Below are 22,704 nucleotides of genomic sequence, written 5' to 3'. Positions count from 1 at the left end.
CAAGCGCCTTCTTTAAGATTGTTCGTTTGGGGGAGCTGCGCCGTTCTTGGCGAGCTTCTTCACAAGCCAGGCGCGGCGTTTTGCGATTCGTTCGCGGAATGGACCCTTGTATGATGGGTCTCTTTCAATTATAGCATGTGCGAACTCTACGATACTAATCGACAATGATACGAGGCGCTGTTGAAGTCGAGCGTTGGTGTCTGCGTCGATGAGGTTCCGGCCGAATGCTCTATGTAGACAGTTTCTTGTTTCTGAGATCGAGCCATCGGCATACATCAGAAACTGGATGCGTTCTCCTGTTGCTGTTCTGCCATACCCTTCAGCAATGTTGTTTGAGATCGAATCCGCCGCTCTAATGATCTGATCTCCGATCGTGTTCCGATGGATGTGCGGCCATGCACTTGCAAACAGAGCAACCTCATCAGAGATCTCGCCGGCCCGTTTATACATGCGGAGTTGAAGAAGAGACATAGGGTTCCCCTAAAACCTCTTCGTACTCTCACAACCCTTAAACGTGACTCAGCTTACAAAGGCGCTTGAAGAAGGCGCTTACAAAGGCGCTTACAAAGGCGCTTACAAAGGCGCTTGAAGAAGGCGCTTACAAAGGCGCTTACAAAGGCGCTTGAAGAAGGCGCTTACAAAGGCGCTTAAAAAGCCTAAGCGGCTCTAGGTATCGAGAACGTCACACTCGTCCCCATACCCAAGGCGCTGCTTACCGTGAACGTTCCGCCGTGGAGTTCAACGAGGCGCTTGGCTATGATGAGGCCAAGGCCGATGCCTTGTTGTTCCTGTGACTGACGGCGGAACTGACGGTAGGCGCCGATCTGCATGAGTTCTTGTTCTTGCATCCCAACACCGTGGTCGCGGATGGTGAAGACTACGTCGCGGGTGGTGGCGGTGGCGTTTACGCTGACCGGGGTGCCAAGGCGACTGTAGTACAAGGCGTTGTCGACGAGTTCGGTCATGATCTTGTCGAGATGCTGCTCCATCATAGCAAGGGGCACTCCCTCAATATCAAGAGCAACCGACATGTCGCCCTGACGCTGATGTGCCAACGCACGCTGGATCGCAGCGTCGTAGACGATCATGGCTGGCTCGCGCGATGTACATTGACGCATCCGCTCAACATGGAGCGGACTCTCGGCAAGTGTCTCGATCTGGGCATACATGAGGAAGTTGTCTGTTGTGCGGAGCAATCTGCGGGCGGCGGAGAGGATCTCAGCACTCACGTCGCGGATGTCTTCTACCGGAACTTCTGTGGCATGACCGTGAAGAAATGATGCCTGACCGATGATGTCCGTCAGTGGCGTGCGATATTCGTGTGGCAGCGCATACAACAAGGAAGGCTGTGTGGACTGATTCTGATTCACCAAGGGAGGCGTTTCGCCGTATACCGGCAGGCCTTGAATGGTGAGCAGAGACTGAATGCCGGCGTCGGTGAGCGGACGAGAGATCACTCCATACGGGGCTGATGTCTCTGCAAGGGGCTCGCGTTCGTCTGCCAAGACGATGAAGGGTGTGTCAATGTTAAGGCCATGGATGTACAGTTTTTCACGCAGGTCCGGTTGCCGGATGAAGGCAGCATCGACGACCACGGCTGACGGCCGGTGGTGGCGTACGAGGGATTGTGCCGTTACCATGTCTGAAGCCAGCAGGACAGAAACGTCGTGCACCATGATCTGGCGGGCGGTCTCAGTGCGACGCGATGCATCAGCATCGATCAGCAGGATTGTGCGGGGTGACTGTGACATGTGCTTCTCGGACTCGAACGGATTGGGCTGTAATTCTGAATGCAATTTACCGGGCCTATTCTCCAACACCGCTACGAATTGCTCCGTTTTGTTACAAGCTGCAAACTGGCGTGGTTGTGCGAATTTGGTGAGTGGCCGAAACAGTCGAATTTGGCCTCTATTGGCTGTCTTACTGGGTTTTTACCTATTCAGCCCCCTATCCGGATATGCTCAACAAATCGCCCCTTTGTTACATGCCCCAGAGACCCGTTTTGGCAAGGGGATTGAGTTCGGCGTGGACAAGATCACCAACACGTTTGTGTGGATCGGCAATGCGGATGTCGATGTCAGCACGGATCTGGGCCAGTTCCGATTGTACAATGTCTACCGTTCCTCGGCCTTTCGGACAAGTACCTTGGCCACCCGAGACGACCAGCAAATGCAGCTCTCGTGGATGCATCCGATAGGGGATGGTCTGCAGGCAGTGGCCCGACAAGGCTGGATCCTCTCCCGAGATTCCCGCAGCGTGGGGCTGAACTCGCTGGAGCGACTGAATATCGCCGCCGGACTGCACTATGAGCCTAGTCCGGTGGCAATGGTGGAGGCGATCGCCGGCGTAGAGGCCTCTTCCCAGCTGGGTGTGCGAGCCACAGGCCCCCTAGCCGGGATATCGGGTCGACTCTCCAACTTTGACGCGGAAGATTGGATGATCAGCGGTACGGGGCTGGCGGATTGGCAACTCCTGGATGCCCAACGCACCAATACCGATCTCGACCTGCGTGCCCAAGTGGTGCGGTCTCTTGCCGAAGGGTCTACGCTCCGACTTTCCATAGAGTCGGTGAATCTTGGACGTGAGTTCTACACGGTGATCGACCCCACACAGCCACTCGACGTAGAGCAACGATCAGAACGCCGGTTGGTCTTCGGTGGCGACGTGTCCTATGCCGTTACTTCCTCTTTAACGCTAGGTCTGATCACGTCCCTTTCCTCGGCTGGTGTGAATCGCTCGTACGAAGAGGCGGTGTCAACTATCTCCCTCACAGCCGTTGAACGTCAGCTTCGAGAGCTGCTGTTCGATGTAGAAGCCTATGCTCAGATCCATCTGCCGAGGCTGACGTTTATGGCGGGTGGAGCTGTCTATCAGCGAAGCGAACAGAATGGTGTGTCCAATCTTCACGGACTTTCGGAGGACGATCTGGAAGCGATCCGATCCCAAGAGTTTCAACGCGATAATGAGACGTTCAGGAGTAGGATGTTTGGAAGGGGCGAGTGGTATCCCTCAGATATCGATACGGTCCGGCTTGACGTGACCGGCTGGCTGCTTCGGTATGATACTCCGAGCCAATCCAATGACGATGATCGCGACGAACTGGCCACGGTGGCAACGATCACCTATGCACGCAGACTATCGGACATCCTCTCTATGAGCCTTGGCTTGTCAGGGCAATACCTGCACCTTGTCTTCCTGAAAGCAACACGCAGCGCCTTGAACAACGAGAACCGCGTATTACGGTTTTCCCCATCGTTCCATGTGACCGGCAGCGTGGTTCGGATGCAGCCACAGTTCGAGATCCTTGCCAACTACACGGTCTATGACTACGAGGGCACCGCCTCGTCGGTGCGGTCGTTCAGCTTCAGGCAGCTGTCGTACCGCGACTCCATCCGCGTTCAACTCACGCCTGTTTTGCACGCCGAATCCCAGATCCTGCTTCGCTACTATGAACGCGCTACCTTGCAATGGTCGGAATTCGCAGAAACTCCCGAGACCGGAAGCCTTGAGTACCTTGCCAAACTGCTTATCTTCTCCCAGCCCAGCAGGCAATGGAGCATTGGAGCCGGAGTTCGACTCTATACCATGAACCAACGGTCCATTCTTGCCGGAGCACCACCGGTCAGCATCGGTTCCGTGGAATCTGTTGGTCCGGAAGTGGTTCTTCGGTTCATTGCCAACGATGGATCGCTGCTTTCACTCACGGGGTGGTACGAATTTCAACGCATAAATGTCACGGGGCGACGGGAATTGCCGAACCTTTTATTGCGAGCTGTCGTTCGACTCTGATACCATGAGCCAGGTCAACACATATTCCCTTCGTGTGCCAAGTGAACGCTCCTGTATCACGATGGTGGAGCCATTCCTGCGTTCCGTCAACGAACTGCAATCGCTTGGACCCAGCCGCTTCCACGATATGCATGTTGCCGTTACGGAAGCGGTGAATAATGCCATCATCCACGCACACCACTGCATCGCTGAGATCGCTGTACACGTGGACATTCAGATCTCCGCTCACGAGATCATCGTGTTGGTCCGCGATTTCGGTAGTGGTTTTGATGCTGACGCCGTACCCGACCCTCGACTCCCCGAAAATCTCCTTCGTGAAGGGGGCAGAGGGGTTTTTCTCATTCGCCACCTCGCTGATGTGGTCGAATTCCGTCGCGCCGATCCGGGCACGACGGTCATGATCAAATACTTCCGCTGATGATCCTCTCTCTTCTCCTCGCATTGGCCATCGGTGGCGCATCAGAGCCCCGACCATTCCCACCGGATGCAGAGCTGTATTTCGATACGGTTGCTGCAAGACGTCACCTTGCATTTCTGTCCTCAGACGAAATGCGCGGCAGAGACACACCTTCACGAGAACTCGAGCAGGCCGCCGATTACATCGTATCGGAATTCAAACGTATCGGTCTTGAGCCGATCAATGGTTCCTATGATCAGGTCTACGATCTCGAACGCCTCGATCTTCGTCTCCCAACATCGATGTATTTCACAAGAGGCACAGACACTTTTGCGTTCTCCGTCAAGACCGATTTTATGCCCTTTGAACAGACGGGCGAAGGAGTCATCACCAACGCACGTGTTGTATTTGCCGGATATGGGATCACTGCACCGGAGTATTCATACGATGACTACGCCGGTATCGATGTAAAGGGGGCAGTGGTCGTTGTCTTGCGAGGCGAGCCCGACAATGCAGACACCACCCGTTTCCGTGGCAAACAATTCACCCGCCACGGCTCAAACAGTGAGAAGCTAAAACTCGCACGTTCCAAAGGCGCAGTAGGACTGCTCGTCATCGATGCCCTTCGCACGCTCCGCAAACCATTCGTTTCCGGATATCCATGGCCATCGGTCTTCCCAAACCTCTCGCGTGCATCCCGCCCCCTACAATTGCCGGATAGCACAAAACGTATCCCGTCCATCCACATCGGAGAACGCCCGGCTATTCTGTTGTTTGACTCCCTCGCCGGTGTAGTATCGATAACACGTGCGATCGACTCAACCCTCATCCCGCGCTCACGAGAGATCGCCGGAGTTCGTTTCTCATGTTCTGTTGCCCTTGACCACGAGATCGTAAAGGTCCGCAATGTTGTTGGTCTCCTACGCGGCTCCGAAACACCGGACGAATATGCCGTGATCGGTGCGCATTATGATCACGTTGGTGTAGGGAAGGCCAATGCAGAAGGTGACTCTATCTATAACGGAGCGGATGATAACGGCTCCGGCACTACCGGACTCCTGCTTTCGGCACAAGCACTCGCAGCAAGCACTCAGCGTCCGTCACGAAGTATTGTCTACGTTGCCTTCTCCGGCGAAGAAAAGGGGCTCCTCGGCTCCAAAGCCTATGTGCGTGCTTCGCCCCTTCCACTCTCGAAGTGTGTTGCGATGTCCAACATGGACATGATCGGCAGATGCGAAACGAACAAACTCTCCATCGGCGGCAACGAACGCTGTCCGGATCTCATGAAGCTCAATGAAGAAGCAAACACATCACTCGCCAAACCCTTCAACCTTGCCTACGACATCGAGCAGTACTTCTTCCGCAGCGATCAAGCATCCTTTGCAATGAAACGCATCCCCGTGATCTTCTACTTCACCGGCGAACACAAAGACTATCATAAGCCCGGCGACGAGATATCGAAGATCAACATGGCAGATCTCGTTGGCATCACACGCCTCGCAACCCACGTTATGTGGACTGCCACTCAGATGCCAAGAGGAACGTATGTTCCGGCGGGATTTGAAGAGTAAGTCTAGTTACTAGTTTCTAGTTACTAGTTACACCATACCTCGTTGAATTGCAATTCGTAAGAGATTACAAACTGTTGTTGCGTTTCGTTGTTACAATGATCGAAGAAAGTAGCTTTTGGACTTGTGTGCCTTTGTTGACGCAGGCAGCGGCAGCGTCTTCATCAAAAATGTCGTGTTTCGACGACAGCAATCCAATCCAATAGAAGAATTCACCCAGCTCTTTCTCCGCGATCTTGAGCTTATGTACAAAGTCCTTTGGAGATTCTGCATATCTGCTCTCACGGATATTCGCTCCAACCGAGGACCCCGAACGATACAGTTGATCAAGTGGCATTCGCTCAACAACCTGATGTTGGAATGCCTTCCGTACAAGACTGCGCACCTCTCGAGAAAACTCGATTGAAAGGATGTGCAGTGGACTAGCGACAAGTCGCTCTTTTATGATATCTCGTTCATGACCCATCCTGCTACGTGCTCTCAACACGTCAGTACGTGACACGCCTCAATAAACTTCTCCTTCGCCAGACCTAGTAAATAGTAACCAGTAACTAGTAACCAGTAACTAGTAACTAGTAACCAGTAACCAGTAACTAGTAACTAGTAACCAGTAACTAGTAACTATTCGTCCTCTGTCATCGACAAAGGCGGCGTAAAAATGCTTCCCACCAGATCTCTGTACGTGGTCTGCATGCTGTTGTCGTCTTTTGCAAGCTTGGAATGTTGATGCAGTGCATCCAGAATGAATTCCATAGCGGTTGCTAGACGAATAGTGTCTGACGTCTCTACATGGAACGAGACGGATGCGAGCTGAGCGAGTGTGGGGACGGCGATGAGGGCGTTGTAGAATTCCTCGTTTGTCATTCGGTCATCGATGTTCACAACGTGACCTTGTTCGAACCACCGGACGATGGCCTGATAGGGATCGGGTTTCTCTTCAGCAGTTCCCTTACGAGCTCTGCGCACATTCGGATCAGGCATGGAAAGACGGAAGACCTCGCGCACGGCCTTGCCGATGAGTGCTCGTGCAACCTTCTGCGGTCCTTCTTCTTCGCCCTCAAAGACGAGTTCCACCTTGCCGGTGATGCCTGCAAGTGCCTGACCAAGGTCGCAGAGTCGGGGGGCTACGATCATCTCGCCGGTGATGTAGGCGCGACGTTCGGCATTGGAGACCATGTTCTCCATCGTGGAGATGGTGAGTCGCGCACTAACGCCGCTGGTTTGATCGATGTATTCGCTCGTGCGAGCGATCATGGCAACGGACTCAACAACCTGGCTGAGATACGTAGGGATGATAAGGGGCATTCCCGAGCGCTCAACCCATGATTCTTGTGCAGTGATGGCCATGCCGTCTTCGATGCTGCGCGGATAGTGCGTGAGGATCTGCGACTGAATGCGGTCCTTAAGTGGCGTAACGATGGATCCACGATTGGTGTAGTCTTCAGGGTTGGCCGTGAACACCATCACGATGTCCATCGGGAGGCGAACATTAAAGCCCCTTATCTGAATATCGCGCTCTTGTAGAATGTTGAACAACGCTACTTGAATGCGAGGCTGAAGATCGGGTACTTCGTTGATGACAAAGATGCCTCGGTTGGAGCGCGGAATGATCCCAAAGTGGATGGCGCCCTCATGTGCATAATGCAGACGTTGCGAGGCAGCCTTGATCGGATCGATGTCTCCGATGAGGTCGGCCACACTAACGTCTGGAGTTGCAAGCTTCTCGCCATAGCGTTCCTCGCGCGGACGCCATTCGATCGGTGTAGCATCTCCGTGTTCGGCAACGAGCTGCACGGCCTGGTAGGACACGGGGCGCAACGGATGATCGTTGATCTCGGAGCCCTTGACAACAGGGATGAATTCGTCGAGTAGCGTGGTGAGTTGACGTGCGATGCGCGTCTTTGCCTGACCGCGTAGACCGAGCAAGAGAATATCGTGCTTTGCAAGAATGGCGTTCACGATCTGCGGTATCACGGTGTCATCGAATCCGATGATGCCGGAGAAGATGGGCGTGTTGGTTCGCAGTCGTTCGATCACGTTGCGACGTAGCTCGTCCTTCACAGACTCGTATTGATATCCTGCTGCCTTCAGCTCGCCGATCGTTGTTGGGAGGCTCATGATGTTCTGTAGGTGGCGATGTTTTCGATGTATTTGGCGAGGACGTCGAATTCGAGATTGACGGAGTCCTTCTCGTTCAACGTTGAGAGCGTTGTAACGGAAAGTGTGTGTGGAATGATGGCCACCTTGAATCGTTCTGGCTCGAGTTCTGCCACGGTCAACGAAATGCCGTTGATACAGACGGATCCAACGGGAATAAGCCACTTGCGATACTCGGCAGGGAATCTGATCCACATCTCCCAGCCTGCGTCGCCGGTGCGGATGGTGTCAACGATGCCGGTTGCATCTACATGCCCTTGCACGATGTGACCACCAAGGCGATCGCTGAGTCGTACGGCGCGTTCGAGGTTCACAGCGGAATCCGGACGAAGCATTCCGATGGTTGTCTTTCGCAGCGTCTCAGCAACCACGTCAACATCAAAGGTGTTCGGTGTTCGCTCCACCACTGTAAGGCAGACTCCGTTGACGGCGATACTGTTGTCGATCTCAAGATCTTCCAACGTTAGCGAAGCGGCGATCGTGATGCGCTTGCCATCTGCTTGGTCAACCGTTGACGTGACCACGCCTGTCTCTTCGATCAATCCTGTGAACACGCTCAGTTGCCTCGGATGAATGTGGTGATGAGGTCGATATAGTTCTGCGTCCCATAGACGTACGGAACGTTGTTATGGTCTGCACCTTCGATGCGCACGAAGCTCCGTGGCTGACGTGCCACATCGTACAGTCGTTGACCATTGGCGTCAACACCGATAAAGGTGTCGTTTGTTCCATGGATGATCAGAACCGGACATGTTCTTTTCTGCATCGGGACCATATTGTCAAACGCCCCCTCCAAAAGGTAGGAACCGGGAACATTGAGGAGTGTGCCGCTTTGAACGAGTGTTTCGCCGGAGGCAAAAATGCTCTCTGTGATCAACGTCTTTGGACTGTGAAGTTCAGTTGCAGAATAGAGCGCAGGGAAGCCCCCTAGCGAAAATCCGTAGTGGACGATCTGCGTTGTATCTACATCGGCTCTGCTCATCACGTAGGAGAGTGCGGCACGTGCATCGGCCCTCAAGCCTTGTTCGGAGCTGGTTCCGGTGCTCTTACCAAAGCCACGATAGTCGTAGATGAAGACATCGAATCCTGCCTGATACAGAAGTTCAACACGGTCCCAATAGTACTGCAGGTGATCGCGGTTGCCATGATGGTAGATGATCGTGGGATGGGGCTTCACCCGCAACGAATCTGTCTGACGCACAAAATATCCGTAGATCGTTTCACCATCGGATAGGAGTGCTACTTCTACTCTACTGGTGTCGGGGATGACTGTGGTGCGGAGAACGTATTCGGTAAGGGGCTCTGCATTGAACAGAAAACTGTCCATCGTGCAGGACGTTGCGATGAAGCATGTAGCAAGAGACAGCAGTAGAGTTCTCATAGCGTGATCACTCCTGCTACAAAGGCGCCGAATGAGCCCATGCCGCCAATGGATGATTCCCCTTCAAAGATCCCTACGCGTGTATCATGATTCGATGCCTGCCAGATGAGTTCTGTTTGAAGGCTGAAGGAGGTAGAAAGAGGAAACTGTAGGCCAACGAACGGACTGAGGTAGAATGCGCCAGGCTTCCATTGAAATGTGCCGTGCGCACCGGCATAGACAAGTGTTCGATCAGCGATCTCCCAGCTGCCATTGAGAGAGACGTCCGGATACAATCGAGGGGCAACAGGGTCGCCGAACTTCATGAAGCCGATGAGTCGCGCGCCCAGAGTGAGCTCCGGGATAACGTTGTCTTGACGGATCAGACGGGCGCTGGCACCAAGGTCGAGTCCACCCACGGCAAATGCCGACATCAACAGGTGTAGGTTCCCGTGGACAGAGATGTCATTGTTGAGGCCGTGAGTAGCACCGGCGGTGATGTACGGAACAAAGCCCACCGGTGAGCTTGACGGAACGATCGGTCCGCCAAGGGAGGCATTGATCGTTGTCTCTCCTTCGGAGAGTACGCGCACGGGCTGACCGGAACCGCAGCCGGCCAGAGCCATGATGAGCAGTGCAGCAGGTGCGCTGAGAATGTATGATTTGCACAGGTGGAAAGGGGCGGTCATATTGAGTCCGTGCACAGAAGTGCACGAAGATACCGACCCCTCACCGCACAGCCATCACGATGCCGCTTTGGACCACTTCGATCCCCAACTCTGTACTGCAGCCCGTTGTACAGGCACAAACGTTGACATCGCGGATAGCGGCGTTGCCGGAGGGGCCGCTTGTGATCGTTGTGCCAACGGCGAGGCAACGGAGCGAGGTGCTGGTTGCTTGGGCTCAAGCTCATGGCAGAGGGGAGCCCCCTGAGATCCTCACAATGGCAGGATTCATCAGAGCGGTTGGACAGCAAGTGTTGCCGGATGGTCCGCGGATCATGCCCGATGCGTCGGTCGATGTTCTTCTTCGTTATGCTGCTTATGCGGCAAAGACACGTCCGGGCGCTGTTAGAATGCAAGCATCGCGTCTTGCACGCTGGGCGCAAGAGGGACTCTCGCCCGGACTCGTTCGACAGTTGTCGGGGCGAGTAGAAGGACAACGACGAAGGAAACACCTTCAGACAGTAGCAAACGTGTGGTTCGAACTCCTCGATCTGGTCGGACGACGTGCATGCGACAGAGGAACCTATAGCGGTTTTGTAGCAGACGAGATCTCCCGTCGCAGCTCTTTCAAACTCCTCCGTCCATCCGGTGCCGTTGTTGATCGTTTGCTCGTGCTCGATACGCATGGTGTGACCTTTGTGGACAGGATGTTGCTTCATGCGCTTTGTAGATGTGACTGGGATGTTGCAATCGCATTCTCTCCTGAATTGCCCGGAGTAGAAGAAGGGGCTTCTCGGAGGTCCCGCACAGACCACATGTGGTTCGTTTCCCATGGATGGATCAGTAGTACTCCAACGGCATCCATAATCAATGTGAACTCCGATTCAACACTTCTTCAACGCTCGTTCTCGACCCGCAGTGAAGAGGTCCGTCGTGCACTGGCTCTTATCAAGGAAGCACTAGGACGTGGGACTCCTCTTTCTGAAATGGCGATATGTGTCCCGGGCTCATCTGACTATATGCGAATCATTCGGGAACTCGCCACATCGAGCGGTATCCCGATCGATCTTGATGCCGACATCTCACTTGCATCAACACGCGCAGCATCGGCTGTGCTTTCGGCATGCACAGTCATCGGTGGTGGATGGCTTCGCAGTGATGTTGAAAGACTGTTGCGCGATCCGTTCGTTCGTGATGCCGTGCCCGATGTGGCGCATCTTCTTCGTGTTGCGAGGGAGGATCGTATCGTAGGGGGCGAGGGGCCGAACGCTTGGCATCAACGATGTGAGCGCAAACGTTCCGACGCGATCTCGTTCGCGCGCGCAGATCCGGATAATGCCGAAGAGTGGGAGGCAAAGCGCACGCGATATGAGCGCGCGATACGTGCGATCTCGTCTCTGCGTAGCAGACTCGAAGTGCAAGCAGAACACGCCATGGATGCGGAACGATTCTCGTCGATCATTCGGCAGAATATCGGGAACGGTCTAGGGATCTTCGACGCTGCTGCGACGTATGAACGTGTGGCAGTTGCGGCATTGGAAGAGTCACTTTCCTCGTATTGTGCTGTAGCAAAGGATCACCGGCTGCCACCCGTACCATTCGCGGAGCATACCCGGGTGTGGTGGATGCTTGTTCAAAGTGTGAGCGTATCGTCAGAGAGTGGATTTTCGACCGGACTCAGCATCGTTCGTCCGGCTGAACTTCGCGGACGTAAGCGCAAACTTGTTGTTGTCGTGGGTTGTATCGAGGGAGAGTTTCCACGGACATCGCAGGACATGCTCGATGAAGATCTTGTGCCCGGACTTCGCGAGGCTATGGCCATTGAGTCAATGGCAGACATTGTGGCATCGGTTGCATCGGATGGTATGCTTCTTTGTACCTATCCTGAATCGTTGGATGGGTCGATGGTTCTCTCGTCATCACTTCTTGATCGCGTATCAACGGTCTCGGAACCAAACGAACACTGGGAGTCGCTTGATCCGCAACGAACGATCCTGCTCGATCAACGCGATCTGCGAATTCGAAGTGAATTCTCGCCCTTTATCGACGATTCGCAGGAAGGTGAAGTTCGAGTCGGACTTGATGAAGAAACTGCTGCTCTATTTGATGAGGACGTGAACAGACCCATGAGTCCTTCACGCCTCGACGTGGTGATCCAGTGTCCGTTCAAGTATCATGCGAGCAAGACTCTCCGTCTGGAGGACGATGGTGGTGAGAACGACACGCAGATGACGTCGATCGAACGCGGCATCTTGTTGCACGAACTCGTCCAGCGGTTCTATCGATCTTACCAACCCAATGAAGAACTACAATTCGCGAGTGCCGAAGAACTATCCGCTTATTGCGTCGATCTCCGGAAAGCCCCTTTCGAAGATCATTGGAAGAGACTTTGCGATCTACTTGATGAGCTTCTCCACGAAATGCGTCCGGACCATCTCTATGCCGAAGTTGAGCGTCGAGCCCTCGTTGGCACAAGCATGCGCGTTGGTCTCCTGCGTCGATGGCTTGCCAATGAGATCGCGTATCAGCAAACAACAGGGTTCTTGCCTGTCCTCTTTGAGATCGAGATCGATACGGAGATCGACGTTCCGGTAGGCGATGTGATGCAGAAGATGAAGGTCAAGACCCGCATCGACAGAGTGGATGTTGCCATGGTGGATTCCGTGCTTGAGTTTGTTGTCAACGACTACAAAGCAAACCTTCCGGGAACGGCAACACGTCCATTGATCAAGGCCGGCAAGGCAACACAAATGCCGATGTATCTCGCCGCGGTGGCCGCCTTCTTCCGCGAGAAGGAGATCGACGCTCGTCCTGCTGCTGCTGTGTATCGAATGTTCGGCACGGCACTGCGGTCACCGGAGAAGTCGATGTATCAAGTGATGCTGGCCGACGAGAGTTTCCCGATCCCGATCCGCAGATCAAAGAAGGACCCGCCCCCCTTGCCCCTTGCAGAACAGGTGGAGGTCATCATTCAACGGATATCCCCGGCTTTCATCGATCTTCGTAGCGGTGCATATCCCGTGCGTCCCTCGAAGGAGGCGTGTACCTACTGCTCCTATCCGGATTTGTGCCGACGTGAACATTGGGGCGTGATCGAACAACCTATTGACCAAGAGAACGCCGAACAATGAAACGTCAAACGCCTAAACAACTACTACCTTCCGACCTTCGTTGGAAGTGTGCTCCGTCGTCCTTGCCATTTAAGACGTCGACAAAGGAACTCAAGCCCCTTGGTAGGATCGTAGGACAAGAACGTGCCATTGAAGCACTAGAGTTGGGCGCTCGCCTGAGAAGTCAGGGCTATAACATCTGGGCATCGGGCGTTGTAGGTACGGGGCGAATGACAACCGTACGGCAGATCCTGGATGACCTCAAGCATCAGAAGGTAACGCTGCATGACTTTGCCTACGTCAACAACTTCCGTCAGCCTGAAGCTCCTGTCCTGCTTCGATTCTCAGCCGGTGAAGGACGCGTCTTCACACGCATGATCGACGAGGCACTCACAGTGGTCCGACGTCGGATCCCGCAATTGTTTGAAGAAGAGCAGTTCCAATCTGAGCGGAAGGAGATCATCCAACGATATCAAGCTCGAGAGAAGAAACTGTTGGCGGAATTCGATACCAAGATCCGGCCAACAGGATTTGTTGTTGGTCAATTGCAGGAAGAAGACGGAACCTCGCGAACAGAGATCTTTCCGCTGATCGACGGGAAACCGGTGGCTATTGAAGAGCTGGATACTCTTGTGCAAGAGGGGAAGATGGCGGTGGAGAAGGCTCAGGCTCTCAATGATGCTTATGCCACCCATCGCGATGAGCTCACAGAGATCGGACGACGATCGATGCGCGTGATGGTTGACTTCCGCAAGGAGCTATCGAAGCACGATCAAGCTGCTGTTGGTGTACTGTTGAAATCGATCTTCGAAGATATCCGTGGCAGTTTCCCTCGTGATCGCGTAACGGAGTTCCTCAACGGTATCACAACGCACATTCTTGAGCGACTTGAAGATTACGTTCGTGTATACCAAGCAAAACAGGCCGGTGTTGTTGATGAAGCAACAGAAGAGCTGGCCCGACAACTTGAGCGAATGACATCTGTGAACCTCATCGTAGACAACTACGATGCCAAGGTCGCCCCGATCATCGTTGAAACCGTTCCAACGTATACGTCGCTCTTTGGCACTATTGAACGTCGCGTTGATGCGCGTGGGTTCGCTGTGAGCGACTTCACGCATATCCGCGCCGGAGCCCTACTCAGAGCCGATGGCGGTTACATCGTGCTCAATGCCATGGACGTCTTGGTTGACCCCAACATATGGATGTCTCTGAAGAAGGTGATGCTGTATGGTCGACTCGACATCCAATCGCTCGACTCGCAATTCCAGCTCAACAACCTCAAGCCGGACTACATCAACATTGATGTGAAGATCATTCTTCTTGGAGACCCTGCTGTATACCTGGCAATGTGGGCTGCAGATGAAGACTTCCACAAGATGTTCAAGGTCCATGCTGAGTTTGATGCGGAGACGAAACGATCCACGGAGATGATCAGGCACTACTGCTCCTTCATCTCACAGATCTCAACGGAAGAGAAACTCCTGCACTGTGATCGCGGTGCTGCCGCTGCCATCATCGAATGGGCCGTTGCATTCACCGAGTCCAAGAAGAAGATCACTCTTCAATTCAGCTATGCGGCTGATCTTCTGCGCGAGGCCTCGCACTTTGCACAGCAGAAGAAAGCGCGGATCATTCGCGCAGAACACGTCAAACATGCTATCTCGATGCGTCATCGCAGGAGTAATCGTGCAGACGAAGCCATCCGCGAGACCATCGCAAAGGGAACCCTCCTCATCGACGTAAAGGGTTCGCGCGTAGGTCAGATCAATGGTCTCACCGTGTATAGCAGCGGTATTGTGTCCTTCGGGAAGCCGGCGCGTATCACAGCCACAGTAAGCGCTGGCAATGCCGGCATCATCAACATTGAGCGCGAAGTTCAAATGAGCGGACCCATCCACTCAAAGGGTGTTCTCATTCTTTCCGGTCTGCTTCGATCATTATTCTCGCGTGCACAGTCGATCTCCTTCTCGGCCAGTATTGCTTTTGAGCAATCGTACGGAGGTGTGGACGGAGACAGTGCATCGGCTGCTGAGATCATTGCCCTTCTAAGTGCCATCTCCAACGTTCCTGTCCGACAGGACAGAGCTATCACCGGATCGATCAATCAAAAGGGTGACATTCAGGCGGTGGGCGGATTGAATGAAAAGATCACCGGCTTCTTTGAGGTTTGTAAGGATAGGGGGCTTACCGGCAAACAAGGTATCGTGATGCCGATCCAGAACGTGGATGACCTTATGCTGTCGGACGAGCTGATCGATGCTGTAAAGAATGGCAAGTTCTCCATCTATCCAGTCTCTCGACTCGAAGAAGCCGTTGAGCTTATGATGGAACTCCCTGCAGGAAAGATCGGCAAGGATGGCAAGTTCCCGGCCAACACGGTGTTTGCCAAGGTGCAGTCCAACCTCGACGTTCTGCACGAAGCCTCACGCACGCGATAACGCATGCGTGTGCTAACGTATTAATGTCGGAAGTGACGTGTCCCGGTGAACATCATAGAAAGCCCCTTCTCGTTGGCGGCTGCGATCACTTCTTCATCGCGAACCGAACCGCCGGGCTGGATCACGCATGATGCGCCGGCTTCTGCCGCCTGCAGCAATCCGTCGGCGAACGGGAAGAATGCGTCAGAGGCAACAGCGCAACCCGTCAGGTCGATGCTGGCATCCTGCGCCTTGCGAACAGCGATGCGTGCGGAATCGATGCGCGACATCTGTCCGGCACCAATGGCCAGTGAGCGGTCATGCGATGCATACACTATGGCATTGCTCTTAACGTGTTTTGCGATCTTCCATGCGTAGAGCATTGCTTGACGTTGTTCGTCCGTTGGTGTCTGTGCTGTAACAACACGAAGGTCTGCCTCATTGAAGAGGATCGAATCCGTGTGTTGTGCCAGATAGCCCCCTGCAACAGACCGAAGATCCATCGCAAGTGATGATCGAAGCTTTGCTGTGTCCACCACCATCAGGCGGCGATCCTTCTTCTTGGTAAGTACTGCAAGCGCATCTTCATCGAAGGAAGGTGCGATGATCACCTCGGCAAAGAGAGAGTGTACCTCGTTGGCATAGGCGAGATCCACCGTGCGATTCACGGCGATGATCCCTCCAAACGGGCTCACTGTATCTGTTGCAAAGGCCTTGCGATAGGCATCTACCAGGTCGTTGCCGGAACCAACACCACATGGATTGTTGTGCTTGACGATCACAACCGTGGGCTCATCGAATTCAAGGCACAGCTTTGATGCGGCATCGATATCGAGAATGTTGTTGTAGGAAAGTTCTTTGCCGTGGAGCTGACGGAAGATCGTTGTGAACGATCCGTACAGCATTGCGGTCTGATGCGGATTCTCTCCATACCGTAGGTGCTGATCGGCACGTAATGGCACTGCGGTCTCCGACAAAAAGCCAGAGTGCAAGTGTTTGGCAAAGTACTCTGAAATACAGGCGTCGTAATGAGCTGTGTGGGAGTACGCTTCCATTGCCAGTTGTTGTCGGAATGAAAGGGGCACTTCATTGTTCGATCGCAGATGATCGATCACTGTGTTGTAGTGTGCCGGGTTGACAACGATCGTTGTGAATCGATGATTCTTCGCAGAAGCGCGCACCATGGCCGGACCGCCGATGTCGATGTTCTCAATGATCTCGTCGTACGAAGCCCCCTCTCGAGCAACGGTCTGCTCGAACGGATAGAGATTCACAAACACAAGGTCGATCTTCTCAATGCCGTGCTCATGCATTTGGCGCAGATGTTCCTCATTATCCATCACAGCAAGGAGTCCGCCATGGATCTTCGGATGCAACGTCTTCACTCTGCCATCCATGATCTCCGGGAATCCCGTGATATCTGCAACCTTTGTCACCGGAATGCCGGCATCGGCAATGGCCTTCGCCGTGCCTCCTGTAGAAATGATTCGAACCCCTAAACCATGAAGTTCACGAGCCAGTTCAAGTATGCCGGTTTTGTCGGAGACGGAGAGGAGGGCGGTCATGTTAATGTGCTAATGTGCTAATGTGCTAATGTGCTAATGTGCTAATTAGCTAACGAGCTAATACACGAAATTAGCACATTAGCACATTAGCACATTAGCACATTAGCACATTAGCACATTAGCACATTAGCACATTAGCACATTAGCACATTAGCACATTAGCACATTAGCACATTAGCACATTAGCACATTAGCACATTAGCACATTAGCACATTAGCACATTAGCACATTAGCACATTAGCACATTAGCACATTAGCACATTAGCACATTAGCACATTAGCACATTAGCACATTAGCACATTAGCACATTAGCACATTAGCACATTAGCACATTAGCACATTAGCACATTAGCATGACTTCATCGATCACATGGAAACTCCCGCACACAACGGTTGGGCCATGAGCTATTGCTGCCTTGTAGGCGTGAGCCACGCTCGAATGGGCTACGGCGTTCATGATGCCTCGTGACAGGGCCAGGTTGAGGAGCTCTTCCACAGCAAGGGCGCGCGGGAGAGCAGGAGAGCATAGGTGTAGGGTGTGTGCAAGCGGGGCGATGGCGTCGATCATACCAGCCACGTCCTTATCGGACATCGCACCAAAGACCACCTGCATGCTGTTCGGCGTTTTGCCGGAGGCGATGAGCGTGTCTCGCAGGGCAGCAATGCCTCCGGGATTGTGCGATACATCGATCACTGTGAAAGGATCTACATTGATGAGGTCGCATCGTCCGTAAAGTCCAGAGGTTGACTTCACGCGAAGCAGTCCTTCTCGTATGTGTGGCTCTTCGACGAAGTACAGTTCACTGATGGCCGGCAGGGCAGCGATCACTGTGGCGATGTTGCTCGTTTGATGCTGACCACAGAGGTCGGTTGTGTAGTACTTGCGATCCGCGTCATTCGTAACACTCACCGTCATCGTAAGGTCGGGGTGGATCGCATCCATTTCCACATAGATCGTGTCTTCTGCGAACGAGATCGGAGTATTGGCGGACTCTGCCTTACGAACGAAGACATCTCGGATGTCGGGAACGGGCCGTCCATTTACCACAATGCCGGAACGATGTCCGATCACGACAGGAGCCCCCTGTTTGATGATCCCGGCCTTTTCGCCGGCGATCTGCGGAAGTGTTGTGCCGAGGTATTCCGTGTGGTCGATATCGATCTGCGTGATGATGCTCAGGAATGGCTGTACGATGTTCGTTGCATCAAAACGTCCGCCAAGCCCCGTCTCAATGATCGCAACCTCAACTCTGCGCTCGGCAAAGTATTGGAATGCCATTGCTGTGGTGACCTCAAAGAACGTTCCACCGAACGACTTTGCCTGGTCCATTAAGGGGCGAGCCAGACGAGCCACGTCCTCATCGGAGATCATTGTACCGTTGATGCGAATACGTTCGTTGAACTGCCTGATGTGCGGCGAGGTGTAGAGGCCAACCTTGTACCCGGCGTGGGTGAGGATCGAGGCTAACATGGAGCAGGTAGAGCCCTTGCCATTTGTGCCGGCAACGTGGATGACGGGATAGCGCAGATGTGGTTCATCAAGGTGCGAGCACAGCTCCGTGATGCGCTCCAAGCCGGGTCTGATGCCGGCATGGAACGTCATCGCGAACAATTCATCAAGAATGGGTTTCAGGTCCATAGTGGGAACATAAAAAAAGGCCCGCCAATGGCGGGCCTTCGTTGACTGCACAGATGTGCATGGAGTGCGGTAATTATTCTGCGATCGGTTCGCTGTCTTCCAGGTCTTCGATCGTTGTGTTTGCGTTGGCCGATCCATCTGCGTTGTACTTGTCGGCATTCGGGACGGGATGGTTGGCGTTATACTTCGCCACTTCTTCGTCGCCGCGTGCGCGGAGGTATTCAACTACAGAGAGAACGATCTTCTTCTGTTCCTTGTCGAACTCAACAACCTTCAACGGGAGATTGTCTCCAACGTTGAAGAAGTCGGCGATGACGCGGACAGGAGCGAAGGAGAGTTGGGAGACAGGGACGAAGCCATCTACGCCTTGCGGCATTTCGACGATGACACCCTTGTCGATGAGACGGACGATCTTGCCTTCTGTCTCAGTACCAACGCCGAATTCACCTTCAAACACATCCCATGGGTTTTCGCTGATCTGCTTGTGACCAAGGGAGATACGACGATGCTCGTTATCGACGGCAAGAACAACAACTTGAATGCTGTCGCCCTTCTTCACGAACTCACCCGGGTGACGGATCTTCTTCGTCCACGAGAGGTCACTGATGTGCACGAGGCCATCAACGCCTGGTTCGAGTTCGATGAAGACGCCGAAGTTCGTCAGGTTGCGAACTTCACCCTTATGGACCGATCCGATAGGATACTTGGCCATGAGATCGTTCCATGGATCCGGCTCGAGTTGCTTCATGCCGAGGGCAAGCTTGCGATCGCCCTTATCGATGTTGAGGACAACGGCGTCAACCATTTGACCAAGCGAAACCACTTGTGATGGGTGCTTGACGTGTTGCGTCCAGCTCATTTCGCTGATGTGGATGAGGCCTTCCACGCCCTTTTCGATCTCGATGAATGCACCGTAGTCCGTAAGGGAGACAACCTTTCCGCGAACCTTTGTGCCCGGCTCGTACTTCTCGCCGATCTGGTCCCATGGGTGCGACGTGAGCTGCTTCATGCCAAGGGAAATGCGCTTGCGGTTCTCGTCGAAATCGAGAACAACAACCTTGACCTGTTGGTCGAGTTGAACGATCTCGCTCGGATGAGCTACGCGGCCCCACGAAAGGTCTGTGATGTGAACGAGGCCGTCCACGCCGCCGAGGTCGACGAATACACCGAAGTCCGAGATTGCCTTGACGGTACCTTCGAGAACGAGACCCTTTTCGAGCAGTTCGAGGATCTTGCCGCGTTGTTCCGTGAGTTGCTCTTCGAGGAGGACCTTGTGGGAGACAACAACGTTCTCACTTGGGTGGTTAACCTTCACGACGCGTACGTCGATCGTGCGGCCTACCCATGCATCGAAGTCGCGTACCGGACGAACGTCGATCTGCGAGCCAGGAAGAAACGCTTCGATCCCGAGAAGATCTACAACCATACCGCCCTTGATGCGGCGAAGGATGCGAACCGGAGTGACTGTTTGCGTTTCTGCAAGCTTGAGGATCTCTTCCCATGTCTTCATGAAGTCAGCGCGACGGCGGCTGAGCATCAGGCGGCCTTCGCCGTCTTCGATCTTCTCAACGAAGACGTCTACTGTCTCGCCTGGGGCAAGAAGTTCGGCGCCTACGAATTCAGCGCGTGGGACAACGCCGAGAGACTTGAAACCGATATCAACAAGGATCTCGTCCTTGGTGACCGAAACCACTGTACCGTGAACGAGATCGTCTGCCTTGAGCGTAGACACCTTGGTGTCGAACAGCTGAAGGAACGCTGCATCATTCATAGCTGAGCCGTCGAGTTCTCCGCCGAGCAGTGCGGCGATTGCCGACCGCTTGGTTGAGCGTTCTCCGAGGACTGATTGTGCTGGTTGTTCCGAGGCAGCAGCGACCGTCTCCATAGAGATGTCTTCTGTTGCGCCCGTGTTTTGTTCCGACATATTGTAAACTCCTTGTCAACTCGCTGGCGCGGCCCTCCGCCATCGTGTTGACCCTATTAGGGATAGTGCAACAAAGTTGGGGCCCGGGGAAGACAGCCAAAATACGGAATATTTTTTATCCCCAAGTGTAACTTTGGCACGACTTTTCCTGTTATCAATGGGAACGGACAGATCACGGAAAGTGAGGCTCAAATGGAATGGTTCGATGCTTTCGAGGAGCTGATGGCCTCCATCGAACGGTACGTAGATGAACACGGACAGGCACCCCGGGAGGTTGCAGTGTCCGCGGACCTCTATGCCTGGCTGTCTGACATACGTAGAGAGTCCCATTTCCTCTCCGGCGGTGAAAACGGAGACCCCGACCTCCTCCCTACCCCGCACGGCCCCGTCCGCCTGGTGATCGACGAAGCGCTGAGTTCGTTTGAGATAGTCCCGAGTTAATGTGCTAATGTGCTAGTGTGTTAATGTGCTAATGAGATTGCTAGAGTGTTTGAGTGCTAGAGTAACCCCGTAACCCTGTAACCCCGTAACTCTGTAACTGCGTAACTCCGTAACTCCGTAACTCCGTAACTTCGTGTGTTGCGCCCATAGCTCAGTTGGATAGAGCAGCAGCCTTCTAAGCTGCGGGCCGCAGGTTCGAATCCTGCTGGGCGCGCAGAATAGTTGTTGTTCTTCAGTGAGGTCTGGAATGGGCTACATGAGCGGCTTCGGCAATGACGTAGCAACGGAGGCGGTAAAGGGGGCACTGCCGGAAGGGCAGAATTCTCCGCAGAAACCGCCATTGGGGTTGTACGTTGAGCAGATCAATGGTACGGCGTTTACCGCACCGCGGTCTGCAAACAAGCGGTCGTGGATGTACCGTATTCGTCCGAGCGTTGTGCATCGCCCATACGAGCGTATCGACAACGGACTTATCCGCTCTACGCCCTTCAATGAAGTAGAGACAACGCCAAATCAGTTGCGTTGGAGCCCCTTACCGCTCCCAACAGCGCCAACAACGTGGCTTCAGGGTATCGCAACGATGGCTGGTGGGGGAGACCTCACTACACATTCGGGATCGGCGATCCATGTGTATGCGGCCAACACGTCCATGACGGATACGTTCTTCTACAATGCGGATGGTGAGCTGCTTATCGTGCCGCAACTGGGGTCGCTCAGAATCCTGACGGAGATGGGTATTGTTGACGTTGAGCCTCAGGAGATCTGCGTTATTCCGCGCGGCGTGAAGTTCCGTGTTGAAGTGAACGGTCCGGTTCGCGGGTATATGATCGAGAACTATGGAGCCCCTTTCCGACTCCCGGATCTTGGTCCGATCGGTGCGAATGGTTTGGCCTATCCTCGCGACTTCCTGATCCCGGAAGCTTGGTATGAAGAGCGAACGGGAGAGTTTGAGGTCATCACGAAGTTCCAGGGGAATCTCTGGAAAGGCATCTACGATCACTCACCGTTGAATGTGGTGGCATGGCACGGGAACTATGCACCGTACAAGTATGATCTTCGCAAGTTCCAGTGTATCAACACTGTCACGTTCGATCACCCGGATCCATCGATCTATACGGTACTCACATCGCCAAGCGATACGCCAGGAACAGCCAATATTGATTTTGCGATCTTCCCGCCACGCTGGATGGTTGCAGAGAACACCTTCAGACCGCCATGGTTCCACAGAAACTTCATGAATGAGTTTATGGGGCTTATCCACGGCGTCTATGATGCCAAGGAAGGCGGAGGCTTTGTTCCGGGCGGATCGTCGCTGCACAATTGTATGAGCGGACATGGTCCGGATGCAGATACCTACAAGCGCATGACGGAAGTGGAACTCAAGCCGGTGAAACTGGAAGAGACAATGGCCTTCATGTTCGAAACACGATTTGTGTCGAGACCAACAGCATTTGCCATGACAACCGGTGAACTGCAAAACGATTATTGGGAATGCTGGCAAGGTTTAGTGCCGGAATTCAGAAAACCCTAGTATATTTGTGGTTCAAGCAATGAGAACAACACGGCCAAGTCCCGTGCGATTGTACCAAGCCCAATCCCGCCAGGTCCGGAAGGAAGCAACGGTCAGCATGCGTACAAGGCGCCACGGTCAACTTGGCTGTATTTTT

Annotated in this window: 17 protein-coding genes, 1 tRNA gene and 1 other RNA gene; 9 read left to right on the top strand and 10 right to left on the bottom strand. The window is 53.7% G+C overall.

Going from position 1 to position 22,704, the window contains the following annotated elements; translation table 11 throughout:
• Window positions 1-12 precede the first annotated feature (12 nt).
• Together IPI29_06040 and IPI29_06035 are read right to left on the bottom strand one after the other, a co-directional pair.
• Window positions 13-471, bottom strand: coding sequence for a four helix bundle protein (locus tag IPI29_06040; protein MBK7412096.1), 459 nt, complete (start codon window positions 469-471; stop codon window positions 13-15).
• Between the two features lie 185 nt (window positions 472-656).
• Window positions 657-1,751, bottom strand: a complete 1,095-nt coding sequence (locus IPI29_06035; protein MBK7412095.1) for a HAMP domain-containing histidine kinase — start codon at window positions 1,749-1,751, stop codon at window positions 657-659.
• A gap of 274 nt (window positions 1,752-2,025) precedes the next feature.
• Between IPI29_06035 and IPI29_06030 the strand changes: the two genes are divergently transcribed.
• From IPI29_06030 to IPI29_06020, 3 genes are read left to right on the top strand one after another with little or no spacing between them, the layout of a single operon-like run.
• Window positions 2,026-3,789, top strand: a complete 1,764-nt coding sequence (locus IPI29_06030) for a hypothetical protein (protein MBK7412094.1) — start codon at window positions 2,026-2,028, stop codon at window positions 3,787-3,789.
• Window positions 3,790-3,793: 4 nt separating this feature from the next.
• A complete protein-coding gene (locus IPI29_06025; GenBank protein ID MBK7412093.1) occupies window positions 3,794-4,207 on the top strand; it encodes an ATP-binding protein in 414 nt (137 codons plus the stop codon).
• On the top strand, window positions 4,207-5,757 hold the full coding sequence (locus IPI29_06020) for a M28 family peptidase (GenBank protein ID MBK7412092.1): 1,551 nt from the start codon (window positions 4,207-4,209) through the stop codon (window positions 5,755-5,757). Before IPI29_06025 ends, IPI29_06020 begins: the two co-directional genes overlap by 1 nt.
• Window positions 5,758-5,821: 64 nt before the next feature.
• Here IPI29_06020 and IPI29_06015 read toward each other — a convergent pair whose 3' ends face one another.
• The 5 genes from IPI29_06015 to IPI29_05995 form a co-directional block, all read right to left on the bottom strand.
• On the bottom strand, window positions 5,822-6,220 hold the full coding sequence (locus IPI29_06015; GenBank protein ID MBK7412091.1) for a four helix bundle protein: 399 nt from the start codon (window positions 6,218-6,220) through the stop codon (window positions 5,822-5,824).
• A 155-nt stretch (window positions 6,221-6,375) separates the two neighbouring features.
• Entirely contained in the window at window positions 6,376-7,872 is a 1,497-nt protein-coding gene (locus tag IPI29_06010; GenBank protein MBK7412090.1) for a sigma 54-interacting transcriptional regulator, read from the bottom strand.
• Entirely contained in the window at window positions 7,869-8,465 is a 597-nt protein-coding gene (locus IPI29_06005) for a riboflavin synthase (protein MBK7412089.1), read from the bottom strand. Before IPI29_06005 ends, IPI29_06010 begins: the two co-directional genes overlap by 4 nt.
• Window positions 8,466-8,467: 2 nt before the next feature.
• Complete coding sequence (locus tag IPI29_06000) at window positions 8,468-9,292, bottom strand: alpha/beta hydrolase (protein MBK7412088.1); 825 nt, start codon at window positions 9,290-9,292, stop codon at window positions 8,468-8,470.
• The gene (locus IPI29_05995) at window positions 9,289-9,960 is read right to left on the bottom strand and encodes a hypothetical protein (protein MBK7412087.1); all 672 of its coding nucleotides are present in this window, start codon (window positions 9,958-9,960) and stop codon (window positions 9,289-9,291) included. The genes IPI29_06000 and IPI29_05995 overlap by 4 nt, the downstream gene beginning before the upstream one ends.
• 59 nt (window positions 9,961-10,019) lie before the next feature.
• Here IPI29_05995 and IPI29_05990 point away from each other — a divergent pair, with 59 nt between their 5' ends.
• Window positions 10,020-13,067, top strand: coding sequence for a PD-(D/E)XK nuclease family protein (locus IPI29_05990; protein ID MBK7412086.1), 3,048 nt, complete (start codon window positions 10,020-10,022; stop codon window positions 13,065-13,067).
• Window positions 13,064-15,487 (top strand): AAA family ATPase, encoded by a 2,424-nt coding sequence (locus IPI29_05985; protein MBK7412085.1) that lies wholly within the window; start codon window positions 13,064-13,066, stop codon window positions 15,485-15,487. The genes IPI29_05990 and IPI29_05985 overlap by 4 nt, the downstream gene beginning before the upstream one ends.
• A 20-nt stretch (window positions 15,488-15,507) precedes the next feature.
• Here the strand turns inward: IPI29_05985 and purH are convergent, their stop codons facing one another.
• The 3 genes from purH to rpsA all read right to left on the bottom strand — a co-directional run bounded on the left by purH (window position 15,508) and on the right by rpsA (window position 20,443).
• Window positions 15,508-17,031, bottom strand: coding sequence for a bifunctional phosphoribosylaminoimidazolecarboxamide formyltransferase/IMP cyclohydrolase (gene purH, locus IPI29_05980; protein ID MBK7412084.1), 1,524 nt, complete (start codon window positions 17,029-17,031; stop codon window positions 15,508-15,510).
• Window positions 17,032-17,373: 342 nt separating this feature from the next.
• The gene (locus IPI29_05975; GenBank protein MBK7412083.1) at window positions 17,374-18,672 is read right to left on the bottom strand and encodes a bifunctional folylpolyglutamate synthase/dihydrofolate synthase; all 1,299 of its coding nucleotides are present in this window, start codon (window positions 18,670-18,672) and stop codon (window positions 17,374-17,376) included.
• Window positions 18,673-18,745: 73 nt separating this feature from the next.
• A complete protein-coding gene (gene rpsA / locus IPI29_05970) occupies window positions 18,746-20,443 on the bottom strand; it encodes a 30S ribosomal protein S1 (GenBank protein MBK7412082.1) in 1,698 nt (565 codons plus the stop codon).
• 345 nt (window positions 20,444-20,788) lie between these two features.
• Between rpsA and IPI29_05965 the strand changes: the two genes are divergently transcribed.
• From IPI29_05965 to ffs, 4 genes are all read left to right on the top strand, one after another.
• Entirely contained in the window at window positions 20,789-21,037 is a 249-nt protein-coding gene (locus IPI29_05965) for a hypothetical protein (protein MBK7412081.1), read from the top strand.
• 140 nt (window positions 21,038-21,177) lie between these two features.
• A tRNA-Arg gene (locus IPI29_05960) sits at window positions 21,178-21,251 on the top strand.
• A gap of 33 nt (window positions 21,252-21,284) precedes the next feature.
• Complete coding sequence (locus IPI29_05955; protein MBK7412080.1) at window positions 21,285-22,568, top strand: homogentisate 1,2-dioxygenase; 1,284 nt, start codon at window positions 21,285-21,287, stop codon at window positions 22,566-22,568.
• Between the two features lie 32 nt (window positions 22,569-22,600).
• Window positions 22,601-22,699, top strand: an RNA gene (ffs, locus tag IPI29_05950) — signal recognition particle sRNA small type.
• Window positions 22,700-22,704 lie beyond the last annotated feature (5 nt).

It is taken from the genome of Ignavibacteria bacterium, assembly GCA_016707005.1.
In the GTDB taxonomy this organism is placed as follows: domain Bacteria; phylum Bacteroidota; class Ignavibacteria; order Kapaibacteriales; family Kapaibacteriaceae; genus UBA10438.
Note: the sequence above shows the minus strand (reverse complement) of the source record. Positions and strands in the feature narration are given on the sequence as shown.

Bases quoted from the DNA above. Each gene is read 5' to 3' on its own strand.
- IPI29_06040 (MBK7412096.1), bottom strand. From the start codon at position 471: ATGTCTCTTCTTCAACTCCGCATGTATAAACGGGCCGGCGAGATCTCT.
- IPI29_06035 (MBK7412095.1), bottom strand. From the start codon at position 1,751: ATGTCACAGTCACCCCGCACAATCCTGCTGATCGATGCTGATGCATCG.
- IPI29_06025 (MBK7412093.1), top strand. From the start codon at position 3,794: ATGAGCCAGGTCAACACATATTCCCTTCGTGTGCCAAGTGAACGCTCC.
- IPI29_06020 (MBK7412092.1), top strand. From the start codon at position 4,207: ATGATCCTCTCTCTTCTCCTCGCATTGGCCATCGGTGGCGCATCAGAG.
- IPI29_06015 (MBK7412091.1), bottom strand. From the start codon at position 6,220: ATGGGTCATGAACGAGATATCATAAAAGAGCGACTTGTCGCTAGTCCA.
- IPI29_06010 (MBK7412090.1), bottom strand. From the start codon at position 7,872: ATGAGCCTCCCAACAACGATCGGCGAGCTGAAGGCAGCAGGATATCAA.
- IPI29_06000 (MBK7412088.1), bottom strand. From the start codon at position 9,292: ATGAGAACTCTACTGCTGTCTCTTGCTACATGCTTCATCGCAACGTCC.
- IPI29_05995 (MBK7412087.1), bottom strand. From the start codon at position 9,960: ATGACCGCCCCTTTCCACCTGTGCAAATCATACATTCTCAGCGCACCT.
- IPI29_05990 (MBK7412086.1), top strand. From the start codon at position 10,020: ATGCCGCTTTGGACCACTTCGATCCCCAACTCTGTACTGCAGCCCGTT.
- IPI29_05985 (MBK7412085.1), top strand. From the start codon at position 13,064: ATGAAACGTCAAACGCCTAAACAACTACTACCTTCCGACCTTCGTTGG.
- purH (MBK7412084.1), bottom strand. From the start codon at position 17,031: ATGACCGCCCTCCTCTCCGTCTCCGACAAAACCGGCATACTTGAACTG.
- IPI29_05975 (MBK7412083.1), bottom strand. From the start codon at position 18,672: ATGGACCTGAAACCCATTCTTGATGAATTGTTCGCGATGACGTTCCAT.
- rpsA (MBK7412082.1), bottom strand. From the start codon at position 20,443: ATGAATGATGCAGCGTTCCTTCAGCTGTTCGACACCAAGGTGTCTACG.
- IPI29_05965 (MBK7412081.1), top strand. From the start codon at position 20,789: ATGGAATGGTTCGATGCTTTCGAGGAGCTGATGGCCTCCATCGAACGG.
- IPI29_05955 (MBK7412080.1), top strand. From the start codon at position 21,285: ATGGGCTACATGAGCGGCTTCGGCAATGACGTAGCAACGGAGGCGGTA.